The sequence below is a fragment of the Polaromonas potterensis genome, assembly GCF_033446725.1.
Classification (GTDB): domain Bacteria; phylum Pseudomonadota; class Gammaproteobacteria; order Burkholderiales; family Burkholderiaceae_C; genus Polaromonas.
In genome coordinates this window covers 193,341-216,274 of sequence record NZ_JAWQLX010000001.1, presented here as the reverse complement: position 1 = coordinate 216,274, position 22,934 = coordinate 193,341, and the positions used below count along the sequence as shown (strand labels likewise).

The following is a 22,934-nucleotide window of genomic DNA, read 5'->3' as shown; positions in this document are numbered from 1 at the left end:
AAGCGCTTGCGTCAAATTTATGATTTGACGATGACTGCTTGCGCGAAGGAATTCACATGACGGCTCCCCTCAACGGTGCGGTGATCACGACCGCCCCGTCCCTGGAGGCCAGCGGGCCGCCGTGGCGACGCTGGCTGGCGATTATTGGCATCCACCTGGCCGGTGTCGCGCTGTGGGAGGCCCTGGTGCGGATTTTTGCCATCCAGTCTTTTATTCTCCCGGCGCCGTCGCAGGTGTTGGCAACCTTGGGCAACCCCAACCTGCGCTGGCTCAGCAACACCGCCGTCACGGCCATCGAGGTGTTTGGCGGTTATACGTTAGGCCTGGTGTTTGGCATTTTGTGTGCCCTGTTGTTTGTCACCAGCCGCCGCCTGATGATTCTGGTGTTCCCGCTGCTGGTCACCTTGAACATGATTCCCAAGGTGGCGCTGGGGCCGCTGGTGATTGTCTGGTTCAGCTACGGCATAGGCCCCAACATCCTGATCACCTTCAGCCTGTGTTTTTTCCCGATTCTGCTCACCACCATTCGCGGCCTGAACGAAACCGAGCCTGAACTGCTGGACCTGGTGCGTGCGCTCAAGGGTTCGCGCTGGCAGCTGTTTCGTTACATCCAGTTGCCTGGCTCCCTGCCTTATGTGTTTTCCGGCATGAAGGTCGGCACCATCCTGGCCGTGGCCGGCGCCGTGGTGGGTGAGTTCATCGCTTCCGACAAAGGTCTGGGTTATCTGATGATCCAGGTCCAGGCCTCGCTGGACACGCCGGCGGTTTTTATGGCCGTGTTGCTCATCACCGGGCTGGGCGTGTTGCTTTACCTGCTGGTCCTGTTGCTGGAGCGGCTTTTTATCACCCAAGACGCAAGAATCCAATGAACCACACGCCTGCCACCTCCCTCGTCGTGCTCGACGACCTGCCTTTCCCCGACAGTTTTGCCGATGAACAAGCGCTTGAAAACTACCTGGCCACCCCTTCGCGCGACCTGATCCGTGACCTGGCCAGCCTGGATGGCGACCTGATGATTCTCGGCGTAGGCGGAAAAATGGGGCCCACCCTGGCGCGCCTGGCGCGCAACGCCATGCCGGGACGGCGTGTGATCGCCGTGGCGCGTTTCAGCGAGGCCGGCGTGCGCGAGATGCTGGAGCAACACGGCATAGAAACCATCAGTTGCGACCTGCTGGACCGCAACGCCATGGCCGCGCTGCCGCCCTGCGCCAACGTGGTGTTCATGGCCGGGCGCAAGTTTGGCGCCGACGGCAACAACCCACTCACCTGGGCCATGAACACCCATGTGCCGGCCCTGGTGGCCGAGACCTTCAAGGCTTCGCGCATCGTGGCGTTTTCCACGGCCTGTGTGTATCCCTTTGCCCCGGTGAACAGCCAGGGTGCGGCCGAAGACTCGGTGCTCAGCCCACCCGGCGAATACGCGAACTCCTGCGTCGGCCGGGAGCGTATGTTTGAACATTTTTCGCAAGTGCATGGCACGCCGGGTCGTTTGTTCCGCCTGAGTTATGCGATCGACCTGCGTTACGGCGTGTTGGCCGATGTGGCCACCAAGGTCTGGCGTGGCGAGCCGGTCGATGTGACCATGGGCCATGTCAACGTCATCTGGCAGGGTGACGCCAACGCCCAGGCCTTGCGTTGTTTGGCCGTGGCCACGGTGCCAACCTCGCCGCTCAACGTGAGTGGGCCCGAGACCACCTCCATCCGCTGGCTGGCCGAGGAGTTTGGGCGCTGCTTCGGCAAGCCGGCCCAAATCGTAGGCGAAGAAGCCGACACCGCCTGGCTCATGAACACCGGCGAAGCCGAACGTCTGTTTGGTTACCCGCGTGTGTCGCTGTCGCGCCAGATCGGCTGGGTCGCCGACTGGATTTCCCGCGAGCAGCGTTTGTATGGCAAACCGACCAAGTTCGAGTCACGTGATGGCAAGTACTGAGACCGCGTTTGCCGTCGAAAGCCTGGACGCGCTGACACCTGCCGCCCAGGCCGAACTCGAGACGCTGGTCTTGCAAAGCGGTTGGAACCAGACGCCGCAGGACTGGGCGGTATTTGCGCGTGAAGGCACGATTTGTGTCGTGCGTGATGCGCAGGGCCGCATCATCGCCAGCGGCGCGGTCTTGCCGCACGGTGCCGAGGTGGCCTGGATCAGCATGGTTCTGGTGGCGCCTGATTTGCGCGGCCAGGGCCTGGGCCGTGCGGTGTTTAGCCATTGCCTGGGCCTGCTGCAAGCCGCCGGGCGCACGGCTTACCTGGACGCCACGCCGGACGGCGAACGCCTGTACCGCCAGTTCGGTTTTGCCCCGGTCTACCGGCTCACACGCTGGCAGCGCGACGCTGTGCCAGAAGCCGTGCCGGCTGGGCGCAGCGCCGTGTCGCACGACGCGCAAGCCCTGGCGGCGCTGGACGCGCAGGCTTTGGGCGCGCCGCGTACAGCATTGCTGGCTGACTTTCTGGCGCGGCCCGACACGGCTTGCGTGCGCAGCACCCAGGGTTTTGCCATCGTGCGCCGCGGACGTATCGCCCACCAGATCGGCCCCTTGCTGGCGTTGGACCAGCCCAGTGCCGCCGAGCTGTTGGGCCGCGCCGTGTTAGGCCTGGCGGGCCGGGTGTTGATCGATGTGCCCGATGAGCGGGCCCAACTGGGCCAGGCGCTGCGTGCCGCCGGTTTCACGCCGCAGCGCGGCTTTATGCGCATGGTGCGGGGTGAGCAGCCGCTGCGCGGACAAAGCCATTTCATTCATGCCATCGCGGGTCCGGAATTCGGATAAGCCGCAGCACCACCACCGACACAGGAGTCCCCATGCCCTTGAAACGATCCGACCTGCCCGAAGACGTGCTGGCGCTGCTGGCGCAGGGCACGGTGATCCCGGCCCACCCGCTGGCCCTGAATGCCCAGCGCCAGTTCGACCGCCAGCGCCAGCGCGCCTTGACGCGTTATTACGTGGACGCTGGCGCCGGCGGCCTGGCCGTGGGGGTGCACACCACGCAGTTCAGCATCCGCGAGCGTGGCCTGTACGAACCTGTGTTGCGCGCCGCCATGGAAGACCGCCTGGCCTGGTCCAGCCGGCCCATGGTCATGATTGCCGGCTTGTGCGGCAGCACGGCCCAGGCGCGGGCCGAAGCACAAACCGCCGTCGGCCTGGGTTACCACGCCGGCCTCTTGAGCCTGGCCGCGCTGGCCCAGTGTTCTGAAGACGAATTGATTGCCCATTGCGAAGCCGTGGCGCAGGAAATTCCGCTGATCGGTTTTTACCTGCAGACGGTGGTGGGCGGGCCGATTTTGTCCAGCGACTTCTGGCGCCGTTTTGCGCTGACCCCCAATGTGCTGGCGATCAAGGTTGCGCCTTTCAACCGCTACCGCAGCATCGATGTGGTGCGCGGCCTGGTCGATGCGCGGGCCGAGGAGCGGGTGTTTTTGTACACCGGCAACGACGACCACATCGTGCTGGACCTGGCCTTGCCTTTCACCGCCATGCGTGAGGGCCAGCCCGTGACGGTGCGTTTTCGCGGCGGCCTGCTGGGCCACTGGTCGGTCTGGACCGCCAGCGCGGCGAAACAACTGGCGCAGATCAAGGCCGAACTGGCGGCCAAGGGCGGCGCCTTGAGCCCGGAACTGTTGGCACTGGATTCCCGCGTGACCGATTGCAATGCGGCTTTTTTCGACGTGCGCAACAACTTCCACGGCTGTATCGCCGGCTGCCACGAGGTCTTGCGGCGCCAGGGCCTGCTCGAAGGCATCTGGTGTCTGGACCCGGCCGAAGGCCTGGGCGCCGGCCAGTCCGAAGAAATCGACCGCATCTACCAGGCGCATGGTGACCTCAGTGACGATGCCTTTGTGCGCGAAAACCTGCAGCGGTGGTTGTCATGAGCCTGACCCTGCCGTCGCAAGGCGAGCCCCTGATCAGCATGCGCAATCTGCGCAAGGTTTACCGCAAGGGGGCGCAGGAGTTTCTGGCAATCTCCGACGTCACCCTGGACATCCACGAAGGCGACATGGTGTCGCTGGTCGGCCCCTCGGGTTGTGGCAAATCCACCCTGCTGAAAATACTCTCGGGCCTGCACGGCCACGACGGCGGCACGCTGCAGATAGGCGGCGCCGACGGCAAGGCCTTCAACGCCGGGCGCGATGTCGGCATGGTGTTTCAGCAGCCGCTGTTGCTGAAGTGGCGCAACATCCTGGAGAACGTGCTCTTGCCCGCCGACATTCTGGGCTTGCCGCGCAAGGCGGCGGTGGAACGTGCCCACGGCCTGCTCGACATGGTGGGCCTGAACGGTTTTGCCAACAAGTTTCCCTACGAGTTGTCAGGCGGCATGCAACAACGCGCCTCGATTGCACGGGCGCTGATCCACGACCCCAAGCTGGTCTTGATGGATGAACCTTTTGGCGCGCTGGATGCCTTGACCCGCGAGAAGATGAACCTGGAAATGTTGCGTATCTGGGAACAAAGCCGCAAGACGTTTGTGGTCGTGACCCACAGCATCCAGGAGGCGGTGTTTCTCGGCTCGCATTGCGCGGTGATGACCGCCGGGCCGGCGCGTATGGCCGATTTTTTCCCCATCGATTTGCCCGGGCCGCGCAAGTTACACCTCAAGACCACGCCGGCCTTCGGCGCTTATGTGACGCGGATTTACGATCTGCTGGGCGTGGAATAGGCCGGGTCGCGAGTTGCTATTAAATTGATAGCTTTTTGCGCCCGTTCCATATGGGCTAGAGGCTTATTTTCCTTGAGGATTCGCAGGTTTTATGCCGGTGCCGCCTGTTTTTTCTTGGCCGTGGCCACGGCGTCCAGAAAATCATCCAGCAGGGCGCGGTCGTCAATCGTGTCCGAGCCGGGCTGGTGAAACTCGGGGTGCCATTGCACGGCGGCGATATAACTTTTGGCCGGGTCGCGCCGGCGTATGGCCTCGACCAGACCGTCGCTGATGCTGAAGGCTTCGGCCTGGAACTCGGGTGCCAGGTCCTTGATGGCCTGGTGGTGGATGCTGTTGACACGTACCCGTTCCACACCCGGGTACAACAGGGACAAGCCCGAGCCATGGACGATGTCCACGCTGTGGTAATTCAGGTCGTAGGACGCGGCATCGCGGTGGCGGAAAGATTCCGGCACCTGGGTCTCCACATCCTGGTACAAGGTGCCGCCAAAAGCCACGTTGAGCAATTGCAGGCCGCGGCACACCCCAAACACCGGTTTGCCCAGGCCTTCAAACGCCGTGACCAGCGCCTTGTCGTATTCGTCGCGCAGGCGGTCGCCGCTCCAGCGTTCTTCCAGCGGGGTTTCGCCATAACTGCCGGGCCAGACATCGGCGCCGCCGTGTAAGACCAGGCCGTCCAGCCACTGGGCATAGTGTTCAAACGTCACGTCGCCGCGCTGGGTGGCGCCGGTCGGGCAGGGCACCATGACGACCATGGCGCCTGAGGACATCAGCCAGTGGGCAATCGACTGCTCGACGTATTGCAGGGTTTTGCCGGTGAACAGGGAGCGGGCGTGGTCGGGGTGGGAGAAGCAGGCTGACAGGCCAATCTTCAGGCGTCGGGCTGCGGGCATAAGGTGTCCTCAAAAAAGTTGCGCAAGTCCAGTGTCCTCCCGCGCGGCGGGGTCGGGCTATAGGACAAAACCGCATTTTGCGGTGCCTGTCTGCGACTCACTCTGTTTTTGATAGCTGCTTACGCCCATTGCATCTGGGCTGGAGGCCTATTCGATGCATCAGGCCAGGCCCATGCCTAGACAGCTTCCGCCGGCCTGTCCATGCCGACAAAACGCACGGTCACCCGTGTGCCCGGCGACTGCGGGTGACCGGCGACACTCGCGTCATCGATGCTGATGGTGGCGCCGTGTTGTTTGGCGATTTCCAGAACAATCGCCAGGCCCAGGCCGGAGCCGTCGACGTTGGTGCCCAGGGCGCGGTAAAAAGGCTGGAAAACCAACTCGCGTTCGGACTCCGGAATGCCTGGCCCCGAGTCTTCCACCAGCAGCACAATCACGCCGCTGAAACGATCGGTCAGCAACCGCACCGTGACGTGGCCCCCTTCGGGTGTGTAGTTCAGCGCGTTGTCCAGCAGGTTGCGCACCAGCTCCTTGAGCAAGGTCGGGTTGGCCTCCAACTGGCTGGCGCGTTCGCCGGCGGGCGGGCCTTCGTAGCCCAGGTCGATGTGTTTTTCCAGCGCGCGCGGCACCGAGTCCTGGATCGCTTCCGAGATCACCTGCACCAGGTCCAGCGGGTGTTTGGCCAGGCTGCGGCCTGTGGTTTCGGCGCGGGCCAGGGCTAACAACTGGTTCACGGTGTGGGTCGCACGGATGCTGGCGCGGCCTATGTGTTTCAGCGATTTTTTCAGCTCGTCGGCGTCGGTCTCGCGCTGCGCCAGGTCGGCCTGCATGCGCAAACCCGCCAGCGGGGTTTTGAGCTGGTGGGCGGCATCGGCCAGGAAACGTTTTTGTGTGGTCAGCGAGACCTTGAGCCGGCTCAGCAAATCGTTGATCGACGAGACCAGCGGCGCCACTTCTTCCGGCACCACGGTTTCGTCCAGCGGGCTCATGTCGTCGGGCTTGCGTGCACGTATGCGTTTTTCCAGCTGGTCCAGCGGCTTGATGCCGCGCACCAGCGCCAGCCAGACCAGCAACACGGCCAGCGGCAAGGTGACAAACTGCGGCACCATCACCCCCTTGACGATTTCGGTGGCCAGGGTTTTGCGTTTGCCCAGGGTTTCGGCGACCTGCACCAGCATGGGCCGGGCGCCCGGCACATCGACCTTGATCCAGGTGTAGGCCACACGCACTTCCTCGCCCTGCACCATGTCTTCGCGCAGGCGCACCTCGCCGTCAAAAGCACTTTCTTCGTCGGGCGGTGGTGGCAGGTCGTGTTCGCCGCTGAGGAATTCGCCGCGTGTGCCCATCACCTGGTAATACACCAGGTCGGTGTCGTCGGCCCGCAAAATCTCACGCGCCGGCGCCGTCAGGTTGAACTGCACCTGCTTGTTTTTGACGACGATCAGCTTGGCCAGGGCCTGCACGTTGTATTCCAGCGCGCGGTCAAACGGTTTGCCGGCGATGTTTTGCGCGACCAGCCAGGTCAGCGCCAGGCTGATGGGCCACAGCAGCAGCAGCGGCGTGAGCATCCAGTCGAGAATCTCGCCAAATAAACTGCGCCTTTCACGCTGGAAGAGTCTGAGAGCCACAGATCAAAAAGCGTGGGGGACGTTCGTCCGCCGAGCGTCCTCTTCACGCCAGCAAGGGCCGCGGAACCGGTTTTGCCGGGCCGCAGGCGCAGCGGCCCCCTCGGGGGGCAGAGAGCTACGCGCAGCGAGCGAACGTGGGGGCTCCATCTCTAGCCGGGGATTTTTTCGAGACAATAACCCAAGCCGCGCACCGTGGCGATGCGTATCGGTCCTTTTTCAATCTTCTTGCGCAGCCGGTGGATATACACCTCGATCGCGTTGTTGCTGACCTCTTCGCCCCATTCGCAGAGGCGCTCGACCAGTTGGTCCTTGCTGACCAGCCGGCCGGCACGCTGCAGCAGCACTTCCAGCAGGCCCAGCTCGCGCGCCGAGAGTTCCAGCATCTGGCCGTCTATGGTGGCCACACGCCCGGCCTGGTCGTAAATCAGTGGGCCGTGTTTGATGGTGCTGCTGGCGCCACCCATGCCGCGCCGCGTCAGGGCGCGTACCCGGGCTTCGAGTTCCTGCAGCGAAAACGGTTTGGCCATGTAGTCGTCGGCGCCGTAGTCCAGGCCTTTGACCCGTTCTTCCACGCTATCGGCGGCGGTCAGGATCAGCACCGGCATGGCCGAGCCGCGGGCGCGCAAGCGTTTGAGCACCTCCAGCCCGTGCATACGCGGCAGGCCCAGGTCCAGGATCAGCAAATCGAACTCGGTGTTGGTCATCAGCGCGGCATCGGCTTCGCTGCCGCTGGCCACGTGGTCGGCCGCCGCGCCGGAAGCGCGCAAGGTGCGTAATAGGCCATCGGCCAGAACCTGGTCGTCTTCGGCAATCAGAATGCGCATGCTTGTCTCCGGTTGTAGGGGCGGCCTTGGAAAGCCGTCTATCGCCGCATTTTACGGCGGCCCTGAACGGGAGGAGACGCGGCCTGTCGCCGCTGCCGCTTGGCGCGCTTAACGCGGGTCCGTGGCCAGTAGCTTGAGCACCAGGGCTTGCAGGTCGGTTTGCAGGCGCGCCATGCCGGCTGGATCGAGCGCCAAGGTTTGCTCGTCCATGTAGAGCTTGCGGTTGATCTCGATCTGGATGCTGTGGCGATGCTGGGCCGGGTCGCTGTAACGACGCACCAGTTCCACACCCTTGTAGGGGTAGTTGTATTCCACGCTGTAACCACAGGCACGCAGGTGTGCGCAAATCATCTGCGACAGGGCCGGGTCGGCGCTGCTGCCATCGCGGTCGCCAATCACAAAGTCGGCATGCACCAGGCCCGGGAAGTTGGTGGCGTGGCTGGCGGCCACGGCCGGCATGGAGTGGCAGTTGATGTGGATGCTGTAGCCGTGGCGCGCATGGGCGGCGGCTATGGCTTGCTGCACGGCGGCGTGATAGGGCTTCCAGCAGCGATCAATACGTGCACGCACCTCGTCCACGGTGAGCAGGCGCTTGTAAATGGGCTCGCCTTCGTCGGTGAACTTCCAGATCAGGCCTTTGCCCAGACGCACCTTGGACAAGACCTCGGGGTCGGTGGCCAGTGGCTCGGTCCAGATACCGTCCAGCAGCGAGGTGTCGAGTTCGGTGGTGTTGCGGTTGGCGTCCAGGTAAATACGCGGGAAATGCGCTTCCACCCAAGCCACGCCCAGGGCCGGTGCGAAGCCGTAAATTTTTTCCACATGGGTGTCTTCGGCCCGGCGCAGGGTCGGCAGGTCGCAGACGGAGCCGAAATCGGCCGGGTAGACGGTGCCGCTGTGCGGCGAGTCCAGCACCAGCGGCGTGTTGCCGGCGTGCTGGCTGACCATGGCCGACGCGGCCGTGGTGGGGGTCGATCCCGACGCGCCCGGCTGGGCGTGCTGGAAACGTTGGTTGATGAGTTTCAGTGCTGCGTGCATGGGGGAAATCCGTGAAAGCGCGCCGGGTGGAAAGCCGTCGAGGCAAGCCGGCGCAGCAGGCCTGGTCAGCCATGCTAGCGCTGACCGTGTCGTCACGGTCAGGGCGGCACAACAAGACCTGGCGGGTGGGCTTAGTCCAGGCTGACCTTGGCGTAGGCGGCCACGCCCTTCATTTTCTTGATTTCTTTCACGATTTGCGCAGAGAAGTCCTTGGACGTGGTGCCCGAGGGGTACAGGCCTTGCGCGGCCATACGCTGGCGCACGGCCGGGTCTTGCAGGGCCTGGGCCACGGCTTGCTGGATACGTTCCACGGCAGCGGCCGGCGTGCCGGCAGGGGCCACCAGACCGAACCAGGACGGGTCGTTGTTGATGGGGTAACCGAGCTGGGCGTAGGTCGGCACCTCTGGCAACACGTCCAGACGCGTCGGCCAGGACACAGCCAGGGCTTTGAGCTTGCCGGACGCGATATGCGGCAGCGACGAGGCGACCTGGTCGAAATACACAGGCACCTGGCCGCCCAACACGTCGTTGATGGCCGGGCCGGCGCCACGGTAGGCAATGTGCACCATGGAGGTGCCGGTGCTGCTCTTGAACAACTCGCCCCACATGTGGCCAATCGTGCCGTTGCCGGGTGTGGCGTAAGACACTTTGCCGGGGTTGGCCTTGAGGTATTTCACCAGTTCGGCGAAATCTTTCACCGGCAGGATCTTGGGGTTGATCACGATCACGCCCGGGGCTTTCACGAGTTCCGTGACGCCCACAAAGTCCTTGATCGGGTCGTAAGGCAGCTTGCTGTAAACCGCAGGGTTCACGCCATGGGTGGACAGTGTGGCCACGCCGACGGTCAGGCCATCGGGTGCGGCGCGGGCCACTTCAGCCATGCCGATGGAGCCGCCGGCACCGCCGCGGTTTTCCAGCACCACGGGCTGCTTCAGGATGCGCGACAACGCTTCCTGCAGGCCACGCACGCTCATGTCGGTGGCGCCGCCAGGTGGGAAAGGGATGATCACACGAAGCGGTTTGCCTTCTTGGGCGAAAGACATTCCAGGAATGAAAGATGCGGCAGCCAGGGAAGCGAGCAGATGACGACGTTGCATGAGGGAGTTCTCCAATGAATGAGGGCAAGATTAATCGAATTGAGGTTTATTAAAAAGCAATTCATGTGCCTGACATCATTCCAATATGGAATGTTATGATGCGATTCACCATGTCTTTGCGCCGGCTCACCCCTCCTTTGCATTTGCTGCGGGCGTTTTCCACCGTGACCCGTTTTGGCGGGGTCTCGCGGGCGGCCGAGGCCTTGCACCTGACCCAAAGTGCGGTCAGCAAACAGGTCAAAGAGCTGGAGTCCTGGGTCGGTGTGCCGCTGTTTGAGCGCAGCCGCAAACGCCTGGTGCCCACACCGGCCGGCGAACATTACGAAAAAGCCGTGCGTGGCGTGCTGGCGCAGTTAGAGGCCGCCACGCTGGAGCTGATCACCAGCGACGACGGTGGCGGCGCGCTGCATTTGTCCAGCCTGCCGACTTTTGGCGCCAAGTGGCTGATTCCCCGCCTGCCCCAGTTCCAGCAACTGCACCCGCAAATCACCCTGCACTTTGTGCCTTATGTGCACAGCTACGACTTCGAGCGCCCCGAACTCGACTGCTCCATCCTGTTTGGCGAAGGGCATTGGCCGGGCGCCCGGGCGCATTACCTCACGGGCAACGATGTGGCACTGATTGCGCCGCGCACCCGTGTGGCCGACTGGCCGATTGCCTCGCCGCAGGACGTGTCCCGCTACACCTTGCTGCGCCACGTCACGGTGCCCGAGGCCTGGCTGCGCTGGAGCGAAACCCATGGCGTGACGGAGTTGAATTCACTCGCCGGGCCGCAGTTTGACCAGTTCCAGACCATGATCCGCGCCGTCATGGCCGGCATGGGTCTGGCGCTGGTGCCGCGTTGCCTGGTGCAGGACGAAATCACCGCCGGCATGGTGCGCGAGCCGCTGGCGGGCGGCGGTTACCAGAGCGACATGGGTTACTGGTTTTGTTACCCCGAAGCCCGGCGCCAGATCCCGACCCTCAGCTGTTTTCGCGAGTGGCTACTGACGGTTGCCGTGCCACCTACGGCCGCGCTGCCGCTCTTGGCAGGCCCGGCCGTGCTGGGCTGAAGGGTTGCTGGGTTCATGCGCCGGAGGCTCCGGCGTAGGCCTCCAGTCCAATCGCCACCACCGTGGCCACGTTGTTGCCGACTTCCTCGCGGAACTCGGCCTCGGCCTGGGCCACGGCATCCCGAAAGGCCTGCAGCCAGGCCAAACCTGTGGGCGTGAAACACACACGCCGCGCGCGGGCGTCGTGCGGGTCGGCCTCGCGTGTGACCAGGCCCCAGGCTTCACACTGGTCCACCAGATCCCCCATGGCCTGTTTACTCATGCCGGCACTTTGCGCCAGGTCGGTCAGGCGCGAACCACCCACCGCCAGGTGCCGTGTGATGTGGATGTGCGCCGCGCCCACTTGCGCCCGCGCCGCCAGGTTGGACAGCGCCAGCGGCACATCCACATTGCGCGCCATCAACACCAGCACACGTTCGTCAAAGCGGCGCAACGCATGGCCCAGCAGGCGGCCCAGGTGGGTCAGGCGCCAGTTTTCTTCATCGACGGGGCTGGGGGCGGGGTTGGCATCCATGCCCAAAATGATAAACCATTTGATCAGGCAAACTGACTAAAAACAGGGTTTACTTATTTATACGGCACCAATAAAGTACTGGTCATGCATCCAGCGCTGTGATTAAAAGCAGAGGCTGACGGTGATGCCCCAGTTTTCAACACATTGATTTTCAAGGAGATTTCCATGGACCTGCCGAACAAAGCCAACCCCGCCCTGAACACCGAAAAAGCCAAAGCCCTGCAAGCGGCCCTGGCCCAGATTGAAAAGCAGTTCGGCAAAGGCACCATCATGAAGCTGGGCGCCGGCGAGGTGATCGAGGACATCCAGGTTGTCTCCACCGGTTCGCTGGGCCTGGACATTGCCTTGGGCGTCGGTGGCCTGCCACGCGGCCGGGTGGTTGAAATCTACGGCCCGGAATCCTCCGGCAAAACCACGCTGACCCTGCAGGTGATTGCCGAAATGCAAAAGCTGGGCGGCACCTGCGCCTTTGTCGATGCCGAACACGCGCTGGACATCCAGTACGCACAAAAACTCGGCGTGAACCTGCAGGAGCTGCTGATCAGCCAGCCGGACACCGGCGAGCAGGCCCTGGAAATTGTCGATTCGCTGACCCGCTCCGGCGCGGTGGACCTGATCGTGGTCGACTCGGTGGCGGCGCTGACGCCCAAGGCTGAGCTTGAAGGCGAAATGGGTGACTCCCTGCCCGGCCTGCAAGCGCGTTTGATGAGCCAGGCGCTGCGCAAGCTGACGGCCCACATCAAAAAAGCCAATTGCATGGTGATTTTCATCAACCAGATCCGCATGAAGATCGGCGTGATGTTTGGCAGTCCGGAAACCACCACCGGTGGCAATGCGCTGAAGTTTTACGCCTCGGTGCGCCTGGACATCCGTCGCATCGGCTCCATCAAGAAGGGCGAAGAAGTCGTCGGCAACGAAACCCGGGTCAAGGTGGTCAAAAACAAGGTCGCCTCGCCCTTCAAGATGGCGGAGTTCGACATCCTCTACGGCGAAGGTATCAGCCGCCTGGGCGAGGTGTTGGACCTCGGTGTGGCCGGCCACATCGTTGAAAAAGCCGGCGCCTGGTACGCCTTCAACGGCGAAAAAATCGGCCAGGGCCGCGACAACTCGCGTGAATTCCTGAAAGAAAACCCCGAACTCGCGATCGAGATCGAAAACAAGGTGCGTGAGTCGCTGGGCATTCCCTTGATCCAGGACGCGGTGGGCGGCAAACCTGAAAAAGCAGAGAAGCCCGAAAAAGCGGAAAAAGCCGAGAAGGCTGAAAAAGCGCCCAAAACCGCCGCCTAAAGGCTGGGTTTGACCCCGGTTGAGCATCAAATCGGGGTCTAGCCCTTAGTCCATCAGCGCAAGCAGCTATTAAAACAGTAGTGAGTCAATGTCCATGCCGCGCATGACCTCGGACAAATCGGCCCCGGCCTCCGGCTTCGGCCTGTCCTTGAAAGGCCGGGCCCTGCGTTATCTTGCGGCGCGCGAACATTCACGCGCCGAGCTGGAGCGCAAGCTGGCCACCCATGCCGAGTCGCCCGAGCAGCTTTCGCAAGTGCTGGACGAGTTGCAGGCCAAGGACTTCATCAGCGAGGCGCGGGTGGTTGAGTCGGTGCTGAATCGGCGCGCCGCCCGTTTTGGCGCGGCGCGTATCCGCCACGAGTTGCAGGGCAAGGGGCTGGCGCCCGAAGCCGTGGCCAACGCCGTCAACAGCCTGAAAGCCAGCGAGCTCGAACGTGCCCGCGAAGTCTGGCGCAAAAAATTTGGCGAACCGGCTGCAGATGCGGCCGCCCGTGGCAAACAAATGCGTTTTCTGGCGGCGCGGGGTTTCGGGTCGGAGGCGATCCGCCGCGTGGTGTCGCAGGCGGACGAGGACTAACTCACGCCGCAGACGCCCGGTTCGGAGTTACATGGCATCCAGCACGGACGGCAGTTCCTGCAAAAAGGCCTCCCGGGTACGCAGTCCCGGGCTCATGGCCTCTTTTTTCTGATCCTGGATCTGGCGCACAAACACCAGGGTGCGCGGGCCTTTGACGGCCCAGCCGACAAACCAGCCGTAGGCGTGATCCCAATCTTGTGAACCATCGGCCAGGGTGGGCGCGCCGGCTCCGGTCTTGCCGTGCACGGTCCAGCCATTGGGCAAGGTGTGGATGGCGGTGAGCTGGCTGGTCATGGCGTAGGCCTGTGCAGAAACCGGCAACTCGCGCCGGACCAGCTTTTTCAGGAAGTCCACTTGTTCCAGCGGTGAAATCTTCAGGGAAGAACTGAGCCAGGCGCGGGTCAAGCCGTCCTTCTTGCCGGGTGCGCCGGACACGTCGGCATTGCCATAGTTGAAGGCGTGCACATAAGCCCGGAAGCGGTCTTCACCCAGTGACTGCGTGATCTGCTGCGAATACCAGACCACCGAGTGTTGCATCCAGCCCGAGGGCGTGGTGGTGCCTTTCCATGCGGGAATCCAGTCCGGGTAGCCTTCCCGAAATGGCAGCGCCGGCGACAACTCGTCTTGGAGAAATCCGGCGTCATAGCCCATCAGGCTGATGGCGATCTTGAAGGTCGAGGCCGGGGTGATGCGCCGGTTGCAAACCCCTTCCTGCTTCAGCAGCCGTCCGCTCGTGGCATCGGCAAACACCGTGCAGGCGGCTTCGGCACGCATCGAAACAACAAGGGTGGCGGCACAGGCGGCCAGGAGGGCGGGTGCACGCAGTCGCATCGTTAATCGTTCATGAAGGCCGGTGAGGCGAAAAGTTATGCATCAAGCAGGCTGCCGGCCCAATCAGGGCGGGCGCAAGAAGCTATCAATTTGGTAGCAAAAGCGGCTTACAGGCCCAGCATCAGCTGCAGGTTCTGGACGGCGGCGCCGGAGGCACCCTTGCCCAGGTTGTCCAGCCGCGCAATCAGCAGCGCGTGGCGATACGTTTCGTTGCCAAACACACGCAACTCCATTTTGTTGGTGTCCTTGAGCGCCAGGGCGTCCAGCTTGCCGGACTCGGGCGCGGCCTCCACCGTCACCCATTCGCTGCCGGCGTAATGCTTGGCCAGCACCTCGTGCAGTTGCGCGGCCGTTGGTTGGCCGGGCAGCAGGTCCAGGTGCAACGGCAGTTGCACCAGCATGCCTTGAATGAAGTTGCCGACCGAGGGAATAAACACCGGGCGGCGCGTGAGGCCGGTGTAAAACATGATTTCTGGCAGGTGTTTGTGTTCCAGGCCCAGGCCGTAAAGCTCGAACGCCGGGGCGTTGCCGCTCTCGTAGGCTTCAATCATCTGGCGGCCACCGCCGGAATAACCACTCACCGATGGCAGGCTCAGGGGGAAGTCGGCCGGCATCAGGCCGGCATCCACCAGCGGGCGGATCAGCGCAATTGCACCTGTGGCGTAACAGCCCGGGTTGCCGACCCGGTCAGCGGCGGCCACGGCGGCAGCTTGTGTCCGGGTTAGCTCGGGAAAGCCATAGACCCAGCCCGGCGTGGTGCGGTGGGCGGTGGAGGCGTCAATGATTTTGGGCTTTTTGCCCGGCAGGGAATCGATCATGGCGACCGACTCACGTGCTGCGTCGTCGTGCAGGCACAAAATGACAAGGTTGACCTGGGCCATCAGCTCGCGTTTGGCGGTCGCATCCTTGCGCAGAGCGGGAGCGATGCTGACCAACTCAATCTGCGGCATGGCTTGCAGACGCTCGCGGATCTGCAGACCCGTGGTTCCCGCTTCACCGTCGATAAAAACCTTGGCCATGGTGGCTTATTCCCTTGTGGAAAGTGCGTATTACTAAAGTATAAATTCGGCACAAGAATTGTGCATCGCAACATGATACAGTTCTGCGCTGCTGCGTGCAGTGATCGAAGGCCTTCCATTTTGGTGAATTCTGCGGAATGTGGCAGACAAACATCAGATCATGCGAGCGCCCCCCATTTACCGACTCCTGGAAGTAATTTCATGAAAATTCACGAGTACCAAGGCAAGGAAATCTTGCGCAACTTTGGTGTCCCTACGCCGCGTGGCATTCCCGCGTTCACAGTGCAAGAAGCGGTGGAAGCCGCTCAAAAACTCGGCGGCCCGGTGTGGGTGGTCAAGGCCCAGATCCACGCCGGTGGCCGTGGCAAGGGTGGCGGCGTGAAGGTGGCCAAGACCATTGAAGACGTCAAACGCATCGCTGGCGAAATCCTGGGCATGCAGCTCAAGACCCACCAGACCGCCCCCGAAGGCCAGAAGGTTCGCCGCCTCTACATCGAAGACGGTGCCGACATCCAGAAGGAATACTACGTTTCCCTGGTGACCGACCGCGCCACACAAAAAGTGGCCTTTATCGCGTCTAGCGAAGGCGGCATGGACATCGAGGAAGTGGCGCATGCCACGCCCGAAAAAATCATCACCGAATACATCGATCCGCTGACCGGTCTGGGCGCTGAACAAGCCACCAAGATCGCCAACGGCATCGGCCTGCCTGCCGAGTCCACCGCCCAGGCCGTGGACATCTTCCAGAAGCTCTACAAGTGCTACATGGACACCGACGCATCGCTGGTCGAAATCAACCCCCTGAACCGCGACAGCAAGAACGCCCTGATGGCGCTGGACGCCAAGTTCAACTTCGACCCCAACGCCCTCTTCCGCCACCCTGAAATCGTGGCCTTCCGCGATCTGGACGAAGAAGATCCGGCCGAAGTCGAGGCTTCCAAGTTCGACCTGGCCTACATCTCGCTGGACGGCAACATCGGTTGCCTGGTCAACGGTGCCGGTCTGGCCATGGCCACCATGGACACCATCAAGCTGTTCGGCGGCGAGCCGGCCAACTTCCTGGACGTTGGCGGTGGCGCCACGGCTGAAAAAGTCACCGAAGCCTTCAAGATCATGTTGAAGAACCCTGAAGTCAAGGGCATTCTGGTCAACATCTTCGGCGGCATCATGAAGTGCGACACCATTGCCGAAGGCGTGATTGCTGCCTGCAAGGCCGTGAACCTGTCGGTTCCGCTGGTCGTGCGCATGAAGGGCACCAACGAAGACCTGGGCAAGAAAATGCTGGCCGACTCCGGTTTGCCCATCATTGCCGCAGACACCATGGCTGACGCCGCGACCAAAATCGTGGCCGCCGTCAAGTAAGCCCAGGAGAAACAAGCATGTCGATCTACATCAATAAACACACCAAAGTCATCACGCAGGGCATTACCGGCAAGACCGGTCAATTCCATACGCGTATGTGTCGCGACTACGCCAACGGCAAGGAATGCTTTGTCGCCGGCGTGAACCCCAAGAAGGCCGGCGAAGATTTCGAAGGCATCCCGATTTACGCCAATGTGACCGAGGCCGCCCAGGCGACCGGCGCCACCGTGTCGGTGATTTACGTGCCGCCCGCAGGCGCAGCCGCCGCCATCTGGGAAGCCGTGGAAGCCAACCTCGACCTGGCCATCTGTATCACCGAAGGCATTCCTGTCCGTGACATGCTGGAAGTGCGCAACCGCATGAAGGCCAAGGAAGCCGCCGGCGGCAAAAAGACCCTGTTGCTGGGTCCGAACTGCCCGGGTCTGATCACGCCTGACGAGATCAAGATCGGCATCATGCCCGGTCACATCACCAAAAAAGGCCGCATCGGCGTGGTTTCGCGTTCCGGCACCTTGACCTACGAAGCCGTGGCACAGCTGAGCGAACTGGGCATTGGCCAGTCGTCCGCCGTGGGCATTGGTGGCGACCCGATCAACGGCCTGAAACACATCGATGTGATGCGCGCCTTCAACGATGATCCGGACACCGACGCCGTCATCATGATTGGCGAAATCGGCGGCCCCGACGAAGCCGAAGCTGCTGAATGGTGCAAGGCCAACATGAAGAAACCAATTGTTGGTTTCATCGCCGGCGTGACGGCACCTGCCGGCAAACGCATGGGCCATGCCGGTGCGCTGATCTCCGGTGGTGCCGACACGGCGGATGCCAAGCTGGCCATCATGGAAGCCTGCGGCTTCACGGTCACGCGCAACCCCTCCGAGATGGCCAAGCTGCTCAAGGCTTTGCTGTAAGGCGATTGCAAAAACTTGACTTCGGTCAAGTGCATAAGCAGTAATACCAATCGTGATAAGCCGCATTGCGGCTTAGACTCTAAAAAAACGAAAAAGCGCTCCCCAGCGCTTTTTTTAATTCATAACAGGAGTTCTCATGTTTTTCGGTCTCGACCTCGCGTCCCCTCTTTTCTGGAGCGCCTTCGGCTCCATCATGATCGCCAACATCGTTTTGTCAGGCGACAACGCCGTGGTGATTGCCATGGCGGCCAGAACGCTGGAGCCGCATCAGCGCGGCAAAGCCATTTTCTGGGGCAGCGCCGCGGCGATTGTCATGCGGATTATTCTGACCATCGTGGCGATCCAGCTTTTGAGCCTGCCTTACCTGAAGATGATAGGCGCGGTCCTGCTGGTCTACATCGGTGTCGATCTGCTCAAGGGCGAAGACAACGGCGATGAATCCGGCCAGGAAATCAGCGGCATGATGGCGGCTATTCGCACCATCCTGCTGGCCGACCTGGTGATGAGTCTGGACAACGTGCTGGCCGTGGCGGCCGCCGCCAAGGGCAACCTGCCGCTGCTCGTCCTGGGCCTGCTGGTCAGCATCCCGTTGATCGTTTTTGGCGCCACCTTGCTGACCAAGGTCATGGAGCGTTTCCCCATCATCATCACGATCGGCGCGGCCTTGCTGGGTTTCCTGGCCGGCGAGATGTTGTTGACCGATCCGACCGTGACCAGCCGTTTTGGCCCGATTGCCGAGCAAACCGTGACCTTTGGCGGCATCCTGGGCGCTGTGTTAGTGGTGGCGCTGGGCACTTACCTGCAAAAACGCAGCAAGAGTCCAGTCACCGGCGCCTGACTTTCCCCTCCGCCTGCCGGCCACGTTTGAGGTGGACCGGCAGGCCGCAACCTTTGAAAACCCGGGCCATGGCCCGGGTTTTCTGTTTTTGGCGGCCCCTTTCAGCGCGGCACCCTTGATTCACAACAAATCCGCGACGGGACGTGCAAAAGTGCCTTGTCCGACCCCACGGCGTCTGTTAATGTCCACATCCGGGATATTTGTAACTAATAAGTAACAATCGTCAGCTGACGACAGCGCAAAAAGAAACATAACAGCGGATATGAACAGCGAACCAGGGGCGGGGCGTGAGCACCACATCAAGTAAGCGCAAGCACTTTTGGCGGGCCGGCTGGTTCGTGGGGGGGCTCGTGGCCTTGGCTGTCCCCGTGTTGCATGCCGCCACCGACTTCTTCGCTAGGCTGGAGCGGCGTTATGACGACTTTGCCAGCACCCCTACCTCGCGCCAGCCATCAGAGCGCATGGTGATCATTGCCAGCGATGACCAGAGCATCGCCAACATCGGGCGCTGGTCCTGGCCGCGTGATGTGCATGCCCAGCTGATCGCCCTCTTTTGGATGCCCCGGCAGGCCATGCCGATACAGATTTGAAGCCACAACTACACGATGATTTACGAGATTTGCACCCAGACCGACCCAGGCTTGACGCGGGACAACAACGAAGATGCGCTGACGTTTGATGCCGCGACCAACCTTTGCATTCTGGCCGACGGCATGGGGGGCTACAACGCAGGCGAAATCGCCAGCGGCATGGCCGTCGCTTTTATCCGGTCGGAACTGGGGCGCTGGTTGTCGCAAGCCGGCAAACACGCGAATTCCCGGGAAGTGCGGCGTGCCATGGAAATTTGCGTGGAAAACGCCAACCATTCCATTTTCAACGCAGCCAACTCCAACCCACAATATTCCGGCATGGGGACCACGCTGGTGGTGGCTGTGTTTCAGGGCACACGCCTGATGTTGGGCCACATCGGCGACTCGCGCTGTTACCGTTGGCGTGCGGGCCAGCTTCAGCAAATCACCAAAGACCACTCCTTGCTGCAGGAGCAGATGGATGCGGGACTGATCACGCCGGAACAGGCGCTCACCTCCGTGAACAAAAACCTGGTCACGCGGGCCTTGGGGGTGGAAGACTCGGTGTTGCTGGAAGTCAACGAACACCGCGTGGAGTTGGGCGATATCTACCTGATGTGCTCGGATGGCCTGTCCGACATGATCAGCGACCAGACGATTGCGGCTATTCTATCGGGGGCTAAGCCGTCGCTGGAGCAAACAGCCAAGCTGCTGGTTGCTGTGGCCAATGAGGGCGGCGGGCGGGATAACATTTCAGTGTTGCTGGTGCGCGCCAAAGAGGCCTCGGTCAAACGCGGGCTTCTATCCAGGATGCTGGGGAAGTAGCCAGAGTGAGTGCCATATTAAAAATAGACAGGAGTCGGCCATGCCGAAAATGATCGTCTCTATTGACGGTGTTGTGATTAAAGAGGTACAGCTGACCAAGGACCGTACGTCCCTGGGTCGGCGGCCTTACAACGACATCGTCATCGACAACCTGGCCGTCAGTGGGGAGCATGCTGTTTTGCAGATGTCGGGCAATGAAGTTTTTGTCGAGGATTTGAACAGCACCAACGGGACTTACCTCAATGGCAAAGCCGTCAAAAAACAGCAGCTGGCCAATGGCGACACGGTCGAAATCGGCAAATACAAGATCAGGTATGTGAATGAAGCCACGAATGCCGGCTTCGAGAAAACAATGATCATCAAGGCGGGCTCGCCCGGTTTGGCCGCACCCGCCGCGCTGGCACCCGCACCGGTGGAGGGCAGTGTTGCTTCCAGTGCCGCCATCAAGGTGATGTCGGGCGCCGCCGCCGGCCGGGAGGTCGCGCTGGTCAAGGTGGTGACCACCATTGGCAAGCCCGGTGTGGCGGTTGCCGCCATTACCAAAAGGCCGCAAGGTTTTGTGGTGGCTCATGTCGAGGGGGACAACCGGCCCCTGCTGAATGGCGCGTCCATAGGGGCCGATCCCGTCCCGCTCAAAAACGGCGATCTCCTTGAACTGGCGGGCACGCAAATGCAGTTCGTGCAGCATTGAGTTCGACGTTTTCCTGTCTTTGACCGGAAAATCGTTTTCAAGCGCAGCTCCCCAAGAGGCCTTATGCGACTTTTTTCCCGGCACTGGCCTCGCATTCTTGTCACGCTGATCCCGCTCATTTTTGCCTTGCTGCATGCTGGCGGTGTGCTTCGGCTGGATGTTTTGCAGCGACTGGACGATATTCTTTACGATGCCCGCCTGCGTGCCACCATGCCGCGCACGCTGGATGAGCGCATCGTCATTGTCGATGTGGACGAAAAAAGCCTGGCCGAAGTTGGCCACTGGCCCTGGGGGCGCCACCAACTGGCGGACCTGGTCGAGGAGTTGCTGGGCCGACAGCAAGCCGCCTTGTTGGGCTTTGATGTAGTGTTTGCGGAGGCCGACAACAGTTCCGGCCTGAAGCGGCTCCAGCAGCTGGCCCAGCGTGAGCTGAAAGACCAGCCGGCCTTCATCGACAAACTCAGCCAGCTCCAGGGCAGCCTGGATCACGATGCCCGTTTTGCGAAGGCCATCGAAAAACGGCCGGTGGTGCTGGGGTATTACTTCACCAGCGACCGCGATGGGCGGGTCAACGGCCTGTTGCCTGCTCCGGTGATGGACAGCGAGGCGCTGAAAGGCCGGCCTATCCGTTTCACCAGTTGGAACGGCTATGGCGCCAATATCGACCTGCTGGCGAAGGCTGCGCCCATGGGCGGGTTCATGAACTCGATCACCGAAGGTGATGGGGTGGTCCGCTCCATTCCCTTGTTGGCCGAGTTCAAAGACCAGTATTACGAATCGCTCTCGCTGGCCATGTTCCGCATGCTGGTTGGCTTGCCTGATGTGGCGCCTGGTTTCCCGCAGGAAAAATTCCTGACACGTCATTACCAGGGCCTGGAGAGCATCTTGCTCAAACAAGGCAACAAGTCCCTTGCTATTCCGGTGGACGACCGGGTGGCGACCCTGGTGCCCTTTCGGGGGGCGGGGGGTGCCAATGGCGGCTCGTTTCGCTACATCTCGGCATCCGATGTGCTGGCTCAAAAAATCACGCCAGGCCAGCTGAAGGACAAAATCATCCTGCTGGGCACCACCGCACCGGGTCTGCTGGACCTACGGGTGACACCGGTTGGCGAGACCTACCCCGGTGTTGAGACCCACGCCAATGTGATTTCAGGATTTCTGGATGGCAAGGTCCTGGTGAAACCGGACTACGCAGTCGGTTACGAGGTGCTGATCCTGATCCTGTCGGGCTTGACCCTGGCGTTTGTGTTGCCCGTGTTGTCCGCACCCAAGGCCGTCGCCACCAGCGCGGCCATGGTGGCTGTTCTGGTCGGGCTGAACTTCTGGCTGTATTCGGCCTATGGCCTGGTGTTGCCCCTGGCCACCGCCTTGGTCATGGCGCTCACGGCCTTTGCCCTGAATATGAGTTACGGCTATTTTGTCGAGAGCCGCTCCAAGCGGGAACTGGCCAACCTGTTCGGCACCTATGTGCCGCCCGAACTGGTCGACGAAATGCTCAAAGACCCCGACAGCTACAGCATGCAAGCCTCGGCCAAGGAACTCACGGTGATGTTTTGCGACATGCGCGGTTTTACCCAGATGTCCGAAACCATGGAGCCTACACAACTGCAGGCTTTGCTCAACAGCGTTTTCAGCCGGTTGACGGACCTGATTCGCAGCAACCGTGGCACCATCGACAAATACATGGGGGACTGCGTGATGGCCTTCTGGGGCGCGCCGGTGGACACGCCGGCCCATGCCAGTCTGGCGGTCAAGACCTCGATGGAAATGGTTCAGGCCGTGCGCCAGCTCAGCGAAGAGCACCGAGCCAAGGGCCTGCCTGAGATTGGCATAGGCATAGGCCTGAATACCGGGAGCATGTGTGTGGGCGACATGGGCTCCCATATCCGCCGCAGCTACACGGTGATTGGTGATGCGGTCAACCTGGGCGCTCGCCTGGAGGGGCTGTCCAAAACCTATGGCGTCGATACTGTGGCCAGTGAGTCCACCCGCCAGTTGGCGAGCGACTTTGCCTGGCAAGAACTCGACAAGGTCCGGGTCAAAGGCAAAGACCAGGCGGTGGCGATTTTTTGTCCGGTGGCGCCTTTAGGTCAGCTCGACAAGCAGCTCAGCAGCGAACTGAAAGAATGGACTTTGGCCCTCAAGGCCTACCGCGGCCAGGCTTGGGATGCCTGTGATGTGCATTTGCTCAATTTGCAACGTATGAATGCGAAAAAGTACCTTTACCGGCTGTATGCAGAACGTGTAGCCTCCATGAGGCTGTTGCCGTTGGATCCCGCCTGGGACGGGGCAACCAACTTTGACACCAAATAAACCCTCGCTACAACCGCATCA

23 protein-coding genes are annotated in these 22,934 nt (G+C 61.8%); 15 read left to right on the top strand and 8 right to left on the bottom strand.

Features of this window, described 5'->3' with window-relative positions:
• The first annotated feature begins 56 nt into the window (after positions 1–56).
• From R6254_RS01005 to R6254_RS00985, 5 genes are read left to right on the top strand one after another with little or no spacing between them, the layout of a single operon-like run.
• On the top strand, positions 57–869 hold the full coding sequence (locus R6254_RS01005) for an ABC transporter permease (RefSeq protein WP_318403736.1): 813 nt from the start codon (positions 57–59) through the stop codon (positions 867–869).
• Positions 866–1,930, top strand: coding sequence for an NAD-dependent epimerase/dehydratase family protein (locus R6254_RS01000; protein WP_318403735.1), 1,065 nt, complete (start codon positions 866–868; stop codon positions 1,928–1,930). The genes R6254_RS01005 and R6254_RS01000 overlap by 4 nt, the downstream gene beginning before the upstream one ends.
• On the top strand, positions 1,917–2,762 hold the full coding sequence (locus R6254_RS00995) for a GNAT family N-acetyltransferase (RefSeq protein ID WP_318403734.1): 846 nt from the start codon (positions 1,917–1,919) through the stop codon (positions 2,760–2,762). The genes R6254_RS01000 and R6254_RS00995 overlap by 14 nt, the downstream gene beginning before the upstream one ends.
• 32 nt (positions 2,763–2,794) lie before the next feature.
• The gene (locus R6254_RS00990; RefSeq protein ID WP_318403733.1) at positions 2,795–3,862 is read left to right on the top strand and encodes a dihydrodipicolinate synthase family protein; all 1,068 of its coding nucleotides are present in this window, start codon (positions 2,795–2,797) and stop codon (positions 3,860–3,862) included.
• Positions 3,859–4,647, top strand: a complete 789-nt coding sequence (locus R6254_RS00985) for an ABC transporter ATP-binding protein (RefSeq protein ID WP_318403732.1) — start codon at positions 3,859–3,861, stop codon at positions 4,645–4,647. Before R6254_RS00990 ends, R6254_RS00985 begins: the two co-directional genes overlap by 4 nt.
• 89 nt (positions 4,648–4,736) lie before the next feature.
• On the opposite strand, the gene R6254_RS00980 is transcribed toward R6254_RS00985, so the two are convergent.
• From R6254_RS00980 to R6254_RS00960, 5 genes are all read right to left on the bottom strand, one after another.
• Positions 4,737–5,540, bottom strand: coding sequence for a gamma-glutamyl-gamma-aminobutyrate hydrolase family protein (locus R6254_RS00980; RefSeq protein WP_318403731.1), 804 nt, complete (start codon positions 5,538–5,540; stop codon positions 4,737–4,739).
• 176 nt (positions 5,541–5,716) lie between these two features.
• Positions 5,717–7,168, bottom strand: a complete 1,452-nt coding sequence (locus R6254_RS00975) for a sensor histidine kinase (protein ID WP_318403730.1) — start codon at positions 7,166–7,168, stop codon at positions 5,717–5,719.
• 149 nt (positions 7,169–7,317) lie between these two features.
• Positions 7,318–7,992, bottom strand: a complete 675-nt coding sequence (locus R6254_RS00970; protein WP_318403729.1) for a response regulator transcription factor — start codon at positions 7,990–7,992, stop codon at positions 7,318–7,320.
• Positions 7,993–8,100: 108 nt separating this feature from the next.
• The gene (locus R6254_RS00965; protein ID WP_318403728.1) at positions 8,101–9,027 is read right to left on the bottom strand and encodes an N-formylglutamate amidohydrolase; all 927 of its coding nucleotides are present in this window, start codon (positions 9,025–9,027) and stop codon (positions 8,101–8,103) included.
• Positions 9,028–9,158: 131 nt separating this feature from the next.
• Complete coding sequence (locus R6254_RS00960) at positions 9,159–10,124, bottom strand: tripartite tricarboxylate transporter substrate binding protein BugE (protein WP_318403727.1); 966 nt, start codon at positions 10,122–10,124, stop codon at positions 9,159–9,161.
• Positions 10,125–10,234: 110 nt separating this feature from the next.
• On the opposite strand from R6254_RS00960, the gene R6254_RS00955 reads away from it, so the two are divergent.
• A complete protein-coding gene (locus R6254_RS00955) occupies positions 10,235–11,176 on the top strand; it encodes a LysR substrate-binding domain-containing protein (RefSeq protein WP_318404338.1) in 942 nt (313 codons plus the stop codon).
• Positions 11,177–11,189: 13 nt separating this feature from the next.
• Here R6254_RS00955 and R6254_RS00950 read toward each other — a convergent pair whose 3' ends face one another.
• Positions 11,190–11,690: a MarR family winged helix-turn-helix transcriptional regulator gene (locus tag R6254_RS00950; RefSeq protein ID WP_318403726.1), complete on the bottom strand. Its 501-nt coding sequence runs from the start codon at positions 11,688–11,690 to the stop codon at positions 11,190–11,192.
• A 165-nt stretch (positions 11,691–11,855) separates the two neighbouring features.
• Here R6254_RS00950 and recA point away from each other — a divergent pair, with 165 nt between their 5' ends.
• The gene (gene recA, locus R6254_RS00945) at positions 11,856–12,977 is read left to right on the top strand and encodes a recombinase RecA (RefSeq protein WP_318403725.1); all 1,122 of its coding nucleotides are present in this window, start codon (positions 11,856–11,858) and stop codon (positions 12,975–12,977) included.
• Between the two features lie 103 nt (positions 12,978–13,080).
• Entirely contained in the window at positions 13,081–13,554 is a 474-nt protein-coding gene (recX, locus tag R6254_RS00940; protein ID WP_318403724.1) for a recombination regulator RecX, read from the top strand.
• A 27-nt stretch (positions 13,555–13,581) separates the two neighbouring features.
• Here the strand turns inward: recX and blaOXA are convergent, their stop codons facing one another.
• Complete coding sequence (blaOXA, locus tag R6254_RS00935; protein WP_318403723.1) at positions 13,582–14,385, bottom strand: class D beta-lactamase; 804 nt, start codon at positions 14,383–14,385, stop codon at positions 13,582–13,584.
• Between the two features lie 107 nt (positions 14,386–14,492).
• Positions 14,493–15,404 (bottom strand): N-acetyl-gamma-glutamyl-phosphate reductase, encoded by a 912-nt coding sequence (gene argC / locus R6254_RS00930; RefSeq protein WP_318403722.1) that lies wholly within the window; start codon positions 15,402–15,404, stop codon positions 14,493–14,495.
• Positions 15,405–15,605: 201 nt separating this feature from the next.
• Here argC and sucC point away from each other — a divergent pair, with 201 nt between their 5' ends.
• The 7 genes from sucC to R6254_RS00895 all read left to right on the top strand — a co-directional run bounded on the left by sucC (position 15,606) and on the right by R6254_RS00895 (position 22,913).
• On the top strand, positions 15,606–16,766 hold the full coding sequence (sucC, locus tag R6254_RS00925) for an ADP-forming succinate--CoA ligase subunit beta (RefSeq protein ID WP_318403721.1): 1,161 nt from the start codon (positions 15,606–15,608) through the stop codon (positions 16,764–16,766).
• A 17-nt stretch (positions 16,767–16,783) separates the two neighbouring features.
• A complete protein-coding gene (sucD, locus tag R6254_RS00920; RefSeq protein ID WP_318403720.1) occupies positions 16,784–17,677 on the top strand; it encodes a succinate--CoA ligase subunit alpha in 894 nt (297 codons plus the stop codon).
• A 136-nt stretch (positions 17,678–17,813) separates the two neighbouring features.
• Positions 17,814–18,515, top strand: coding sequence for a TerC family protein (locus tag R6254_RS00915; protein ID WP_318403719.1), 702 nt, complete (start codon positions 17,814–17,816; stop codon positions 18,513–18,515).
• Positions 18,516–18,865: 350 nt separating this feature from the next.
• Positions 18,866–19,105, top strand: a complete 240-nt coding sequence (locus R6254_RS00910) for a CHASE2 domain-containing protein (RefSeq protein ID WP_318403718.1) — start codon at positions 18,866–18,868, stop codon at positions 19,103–19,105.
• 15 nt (positions 19,106–19,120) lie between these two features.
• Positions 19,121–19,909, top strand: a complete 789-nt coding sequence (locus R6254_RS00905; RefSeq protein WP_318403717.1) for a Stp1/IreP family PP2C-type Ser/Thr phosphatase — start codon at positions 19,121–19,123, stop codon at positions 19,907–19,909.
• Positions 19,910–19,949: 40 nt separating this feature from the next.
• A complete protein-coding gene (locus R6254_RS00900) occupies positions 19,950–20,600 on the top strand; it encodes an FHA domain-containing protein (RefSeq protein WP_318403716.1) in 651 nt (216 codons plus the stop codon).
• A 63-nt stretch (positions 20,601–20,663) separates the two neighbouring features.
• Positions 20,664–22,913: a CHASE2 domain-containing protein gene (locus R6254_RS00895; RefSeq protein WP_318403715.1), complete on the top strand. Its 2,250-nt coding sequence runs from the start codon at positions 20,664–20,666 to the stop codon at positions 22,911–22,913.
• The last annotated feature ends 21 nt before the right edge of the window (positions 22,914–22,934 follow it).

Excerpts from the sequence above, each read along its gene's own strand:
- R6254_RS01005 (WP_318403736.1), top strand. The coding sequence starts at position 57 with ATGACGGCTCCCCTCAACGGTGCGGTGATCACGACCGCCCCGTCCCTG.
- R6254_RS01000 (WP_318403735.1), top strand. The coding sequence starts at position 866 with ATGAACCACACGCCTGCCACCTCCCTCGTCGTGCTCGACGACCTGCCT.
- R6254_RS00995 (WP_318403734.1), top strand. The coding sequence starts at position 1,917 with ATGGCAAGTACTGAGACCGCGTTTGCCGTCGAAAGCCTGGACGCGCTG.
- R6254_RS00990 (WP_318403733.1), top strand. The coding sequence starts at position 2,795 with ATGCCCTTGAAACGATCCGACCTGCCCGAAGACGTGCTGGCGCTGCTG.
- R6254_RS00985 (WP_318403732.1), top strand. The coding sequence starts at position 3,859 with ATGAGCCTGACCCTGCCGTCGCAAGGCGAGCCCCTGATCAGCATGCGC.
- R6254_RS00980 (WP_318403731.1), bottom strand. The coding sequence starts at position 5,540 with ATGCCCGCAGCCCGACGCCTGAAGATTGGCCTGTCAGCCTGCTTCTCC.
- R6254_RS00970 (WP_318403729.1), bottom strand. The coding sequence starts at position 7,992 with ATGCGCATTCTGATTGCCGAAGACGACCAGGTTCTGGCCGATGGCCTA.
- R6254_RS00965 (WP_318403728.1), bottom strand. The coding sequence starts at position 9,027 with ATGCACGCAGCACTGAAACTCATCAACCAACGTTTCCAGCACGCCCAG.
- R6254_RS00960 (WP_318403727.1), bottom strand. The coding sequence starts at position 10,124 with ATGCAACGTCGTCATCTGCTCGCTTCCCTGGCTGCCGCATCTTTCATT.
- R6254_RS00955 (WP_318404338.1), top strand. The coding sequence starts at position 10,235 with ATGTCTTTGCGCCGGCTCACCCCTCCTTTGCATTTGCTGCGGGCGTTT.
- R6254_RS00950 (WP_318403726.1), bottom strand. The coding sequence starts at position 11,690 with ATGGATGCCAACCCCGCCCCCAGCCCCGTCGATGAAGAAAACTGGCGC.
- recA (WP_318403725.1), top strand. The coding sequence starts at position 11,856 with ATGGACCTGCCGAACAAAGCCAACCCCGCCCTGAACACCGAAAAAGCC.
- recX (WP_318403724.1), top strand. The coding sequence starts at position 13,081 with ATGACCTCGGACAAATCGGCCCCGGCCTCCGGCTTCGGCCTGTCCTTG.
- blaOXA (WP_318403723.1), bottom strand. The coding sequence starts at position 14,385 with ATGCGACTGCGTGCACCCGCCCTCCTGGCCGCCTGTGCCGCCACCCTT.
- argC (WP_318403722.1), bottom strand. The coding sequence starts at position 15,404 with ATGGCCAAGGTTTTTATCGACGGTGAAGCGGGAACCACGGGTCTGCAG.
- sucC (WP_318403721.1), top strand. The coding sequence starts at position 15,606 with ATGAAAATTCACGAGTACCAAGGCAAGGAAATCTTGCGCAACTTTGGT.
- sucD (WP_318403720.1), top strand. The coding sequence starts at position 16,784 with ATGTCGATCTACATCAATAAACACACCAAAGTCATCACGCAGGGCATT.
- R6254_RS00915 (WP_318403719.1), top strand. The coding sequence starts at position 17,814 with ATGTTTTTCGGTCTCGACCTCGCGTCCCCTCTTTTCTGGAGCGCCTTC.
- R6254_RS00905 (WP_318403717.1), top strand. The coding sequence starts at position 19,121 with ATGATTTACGAGATTTGCACCCAGACCGACCCAGGCTTGACGCGGGAC.
- R6254_RS00900 (WP_318403716.1), top strand. The coding sequence starts at position 19,950 with ATGCCGAAAATGATCGTCTCTATTGACGGTGTTGTGATTAAAGAGGTA.
- R6254_RS00895 (WP_318403715.1), top strand. The coding sequence starts at position 20,664 with ATGCGACTTTTTTCCCGGCACTGGCCTCGCATTCTTGTCACGCTGATC.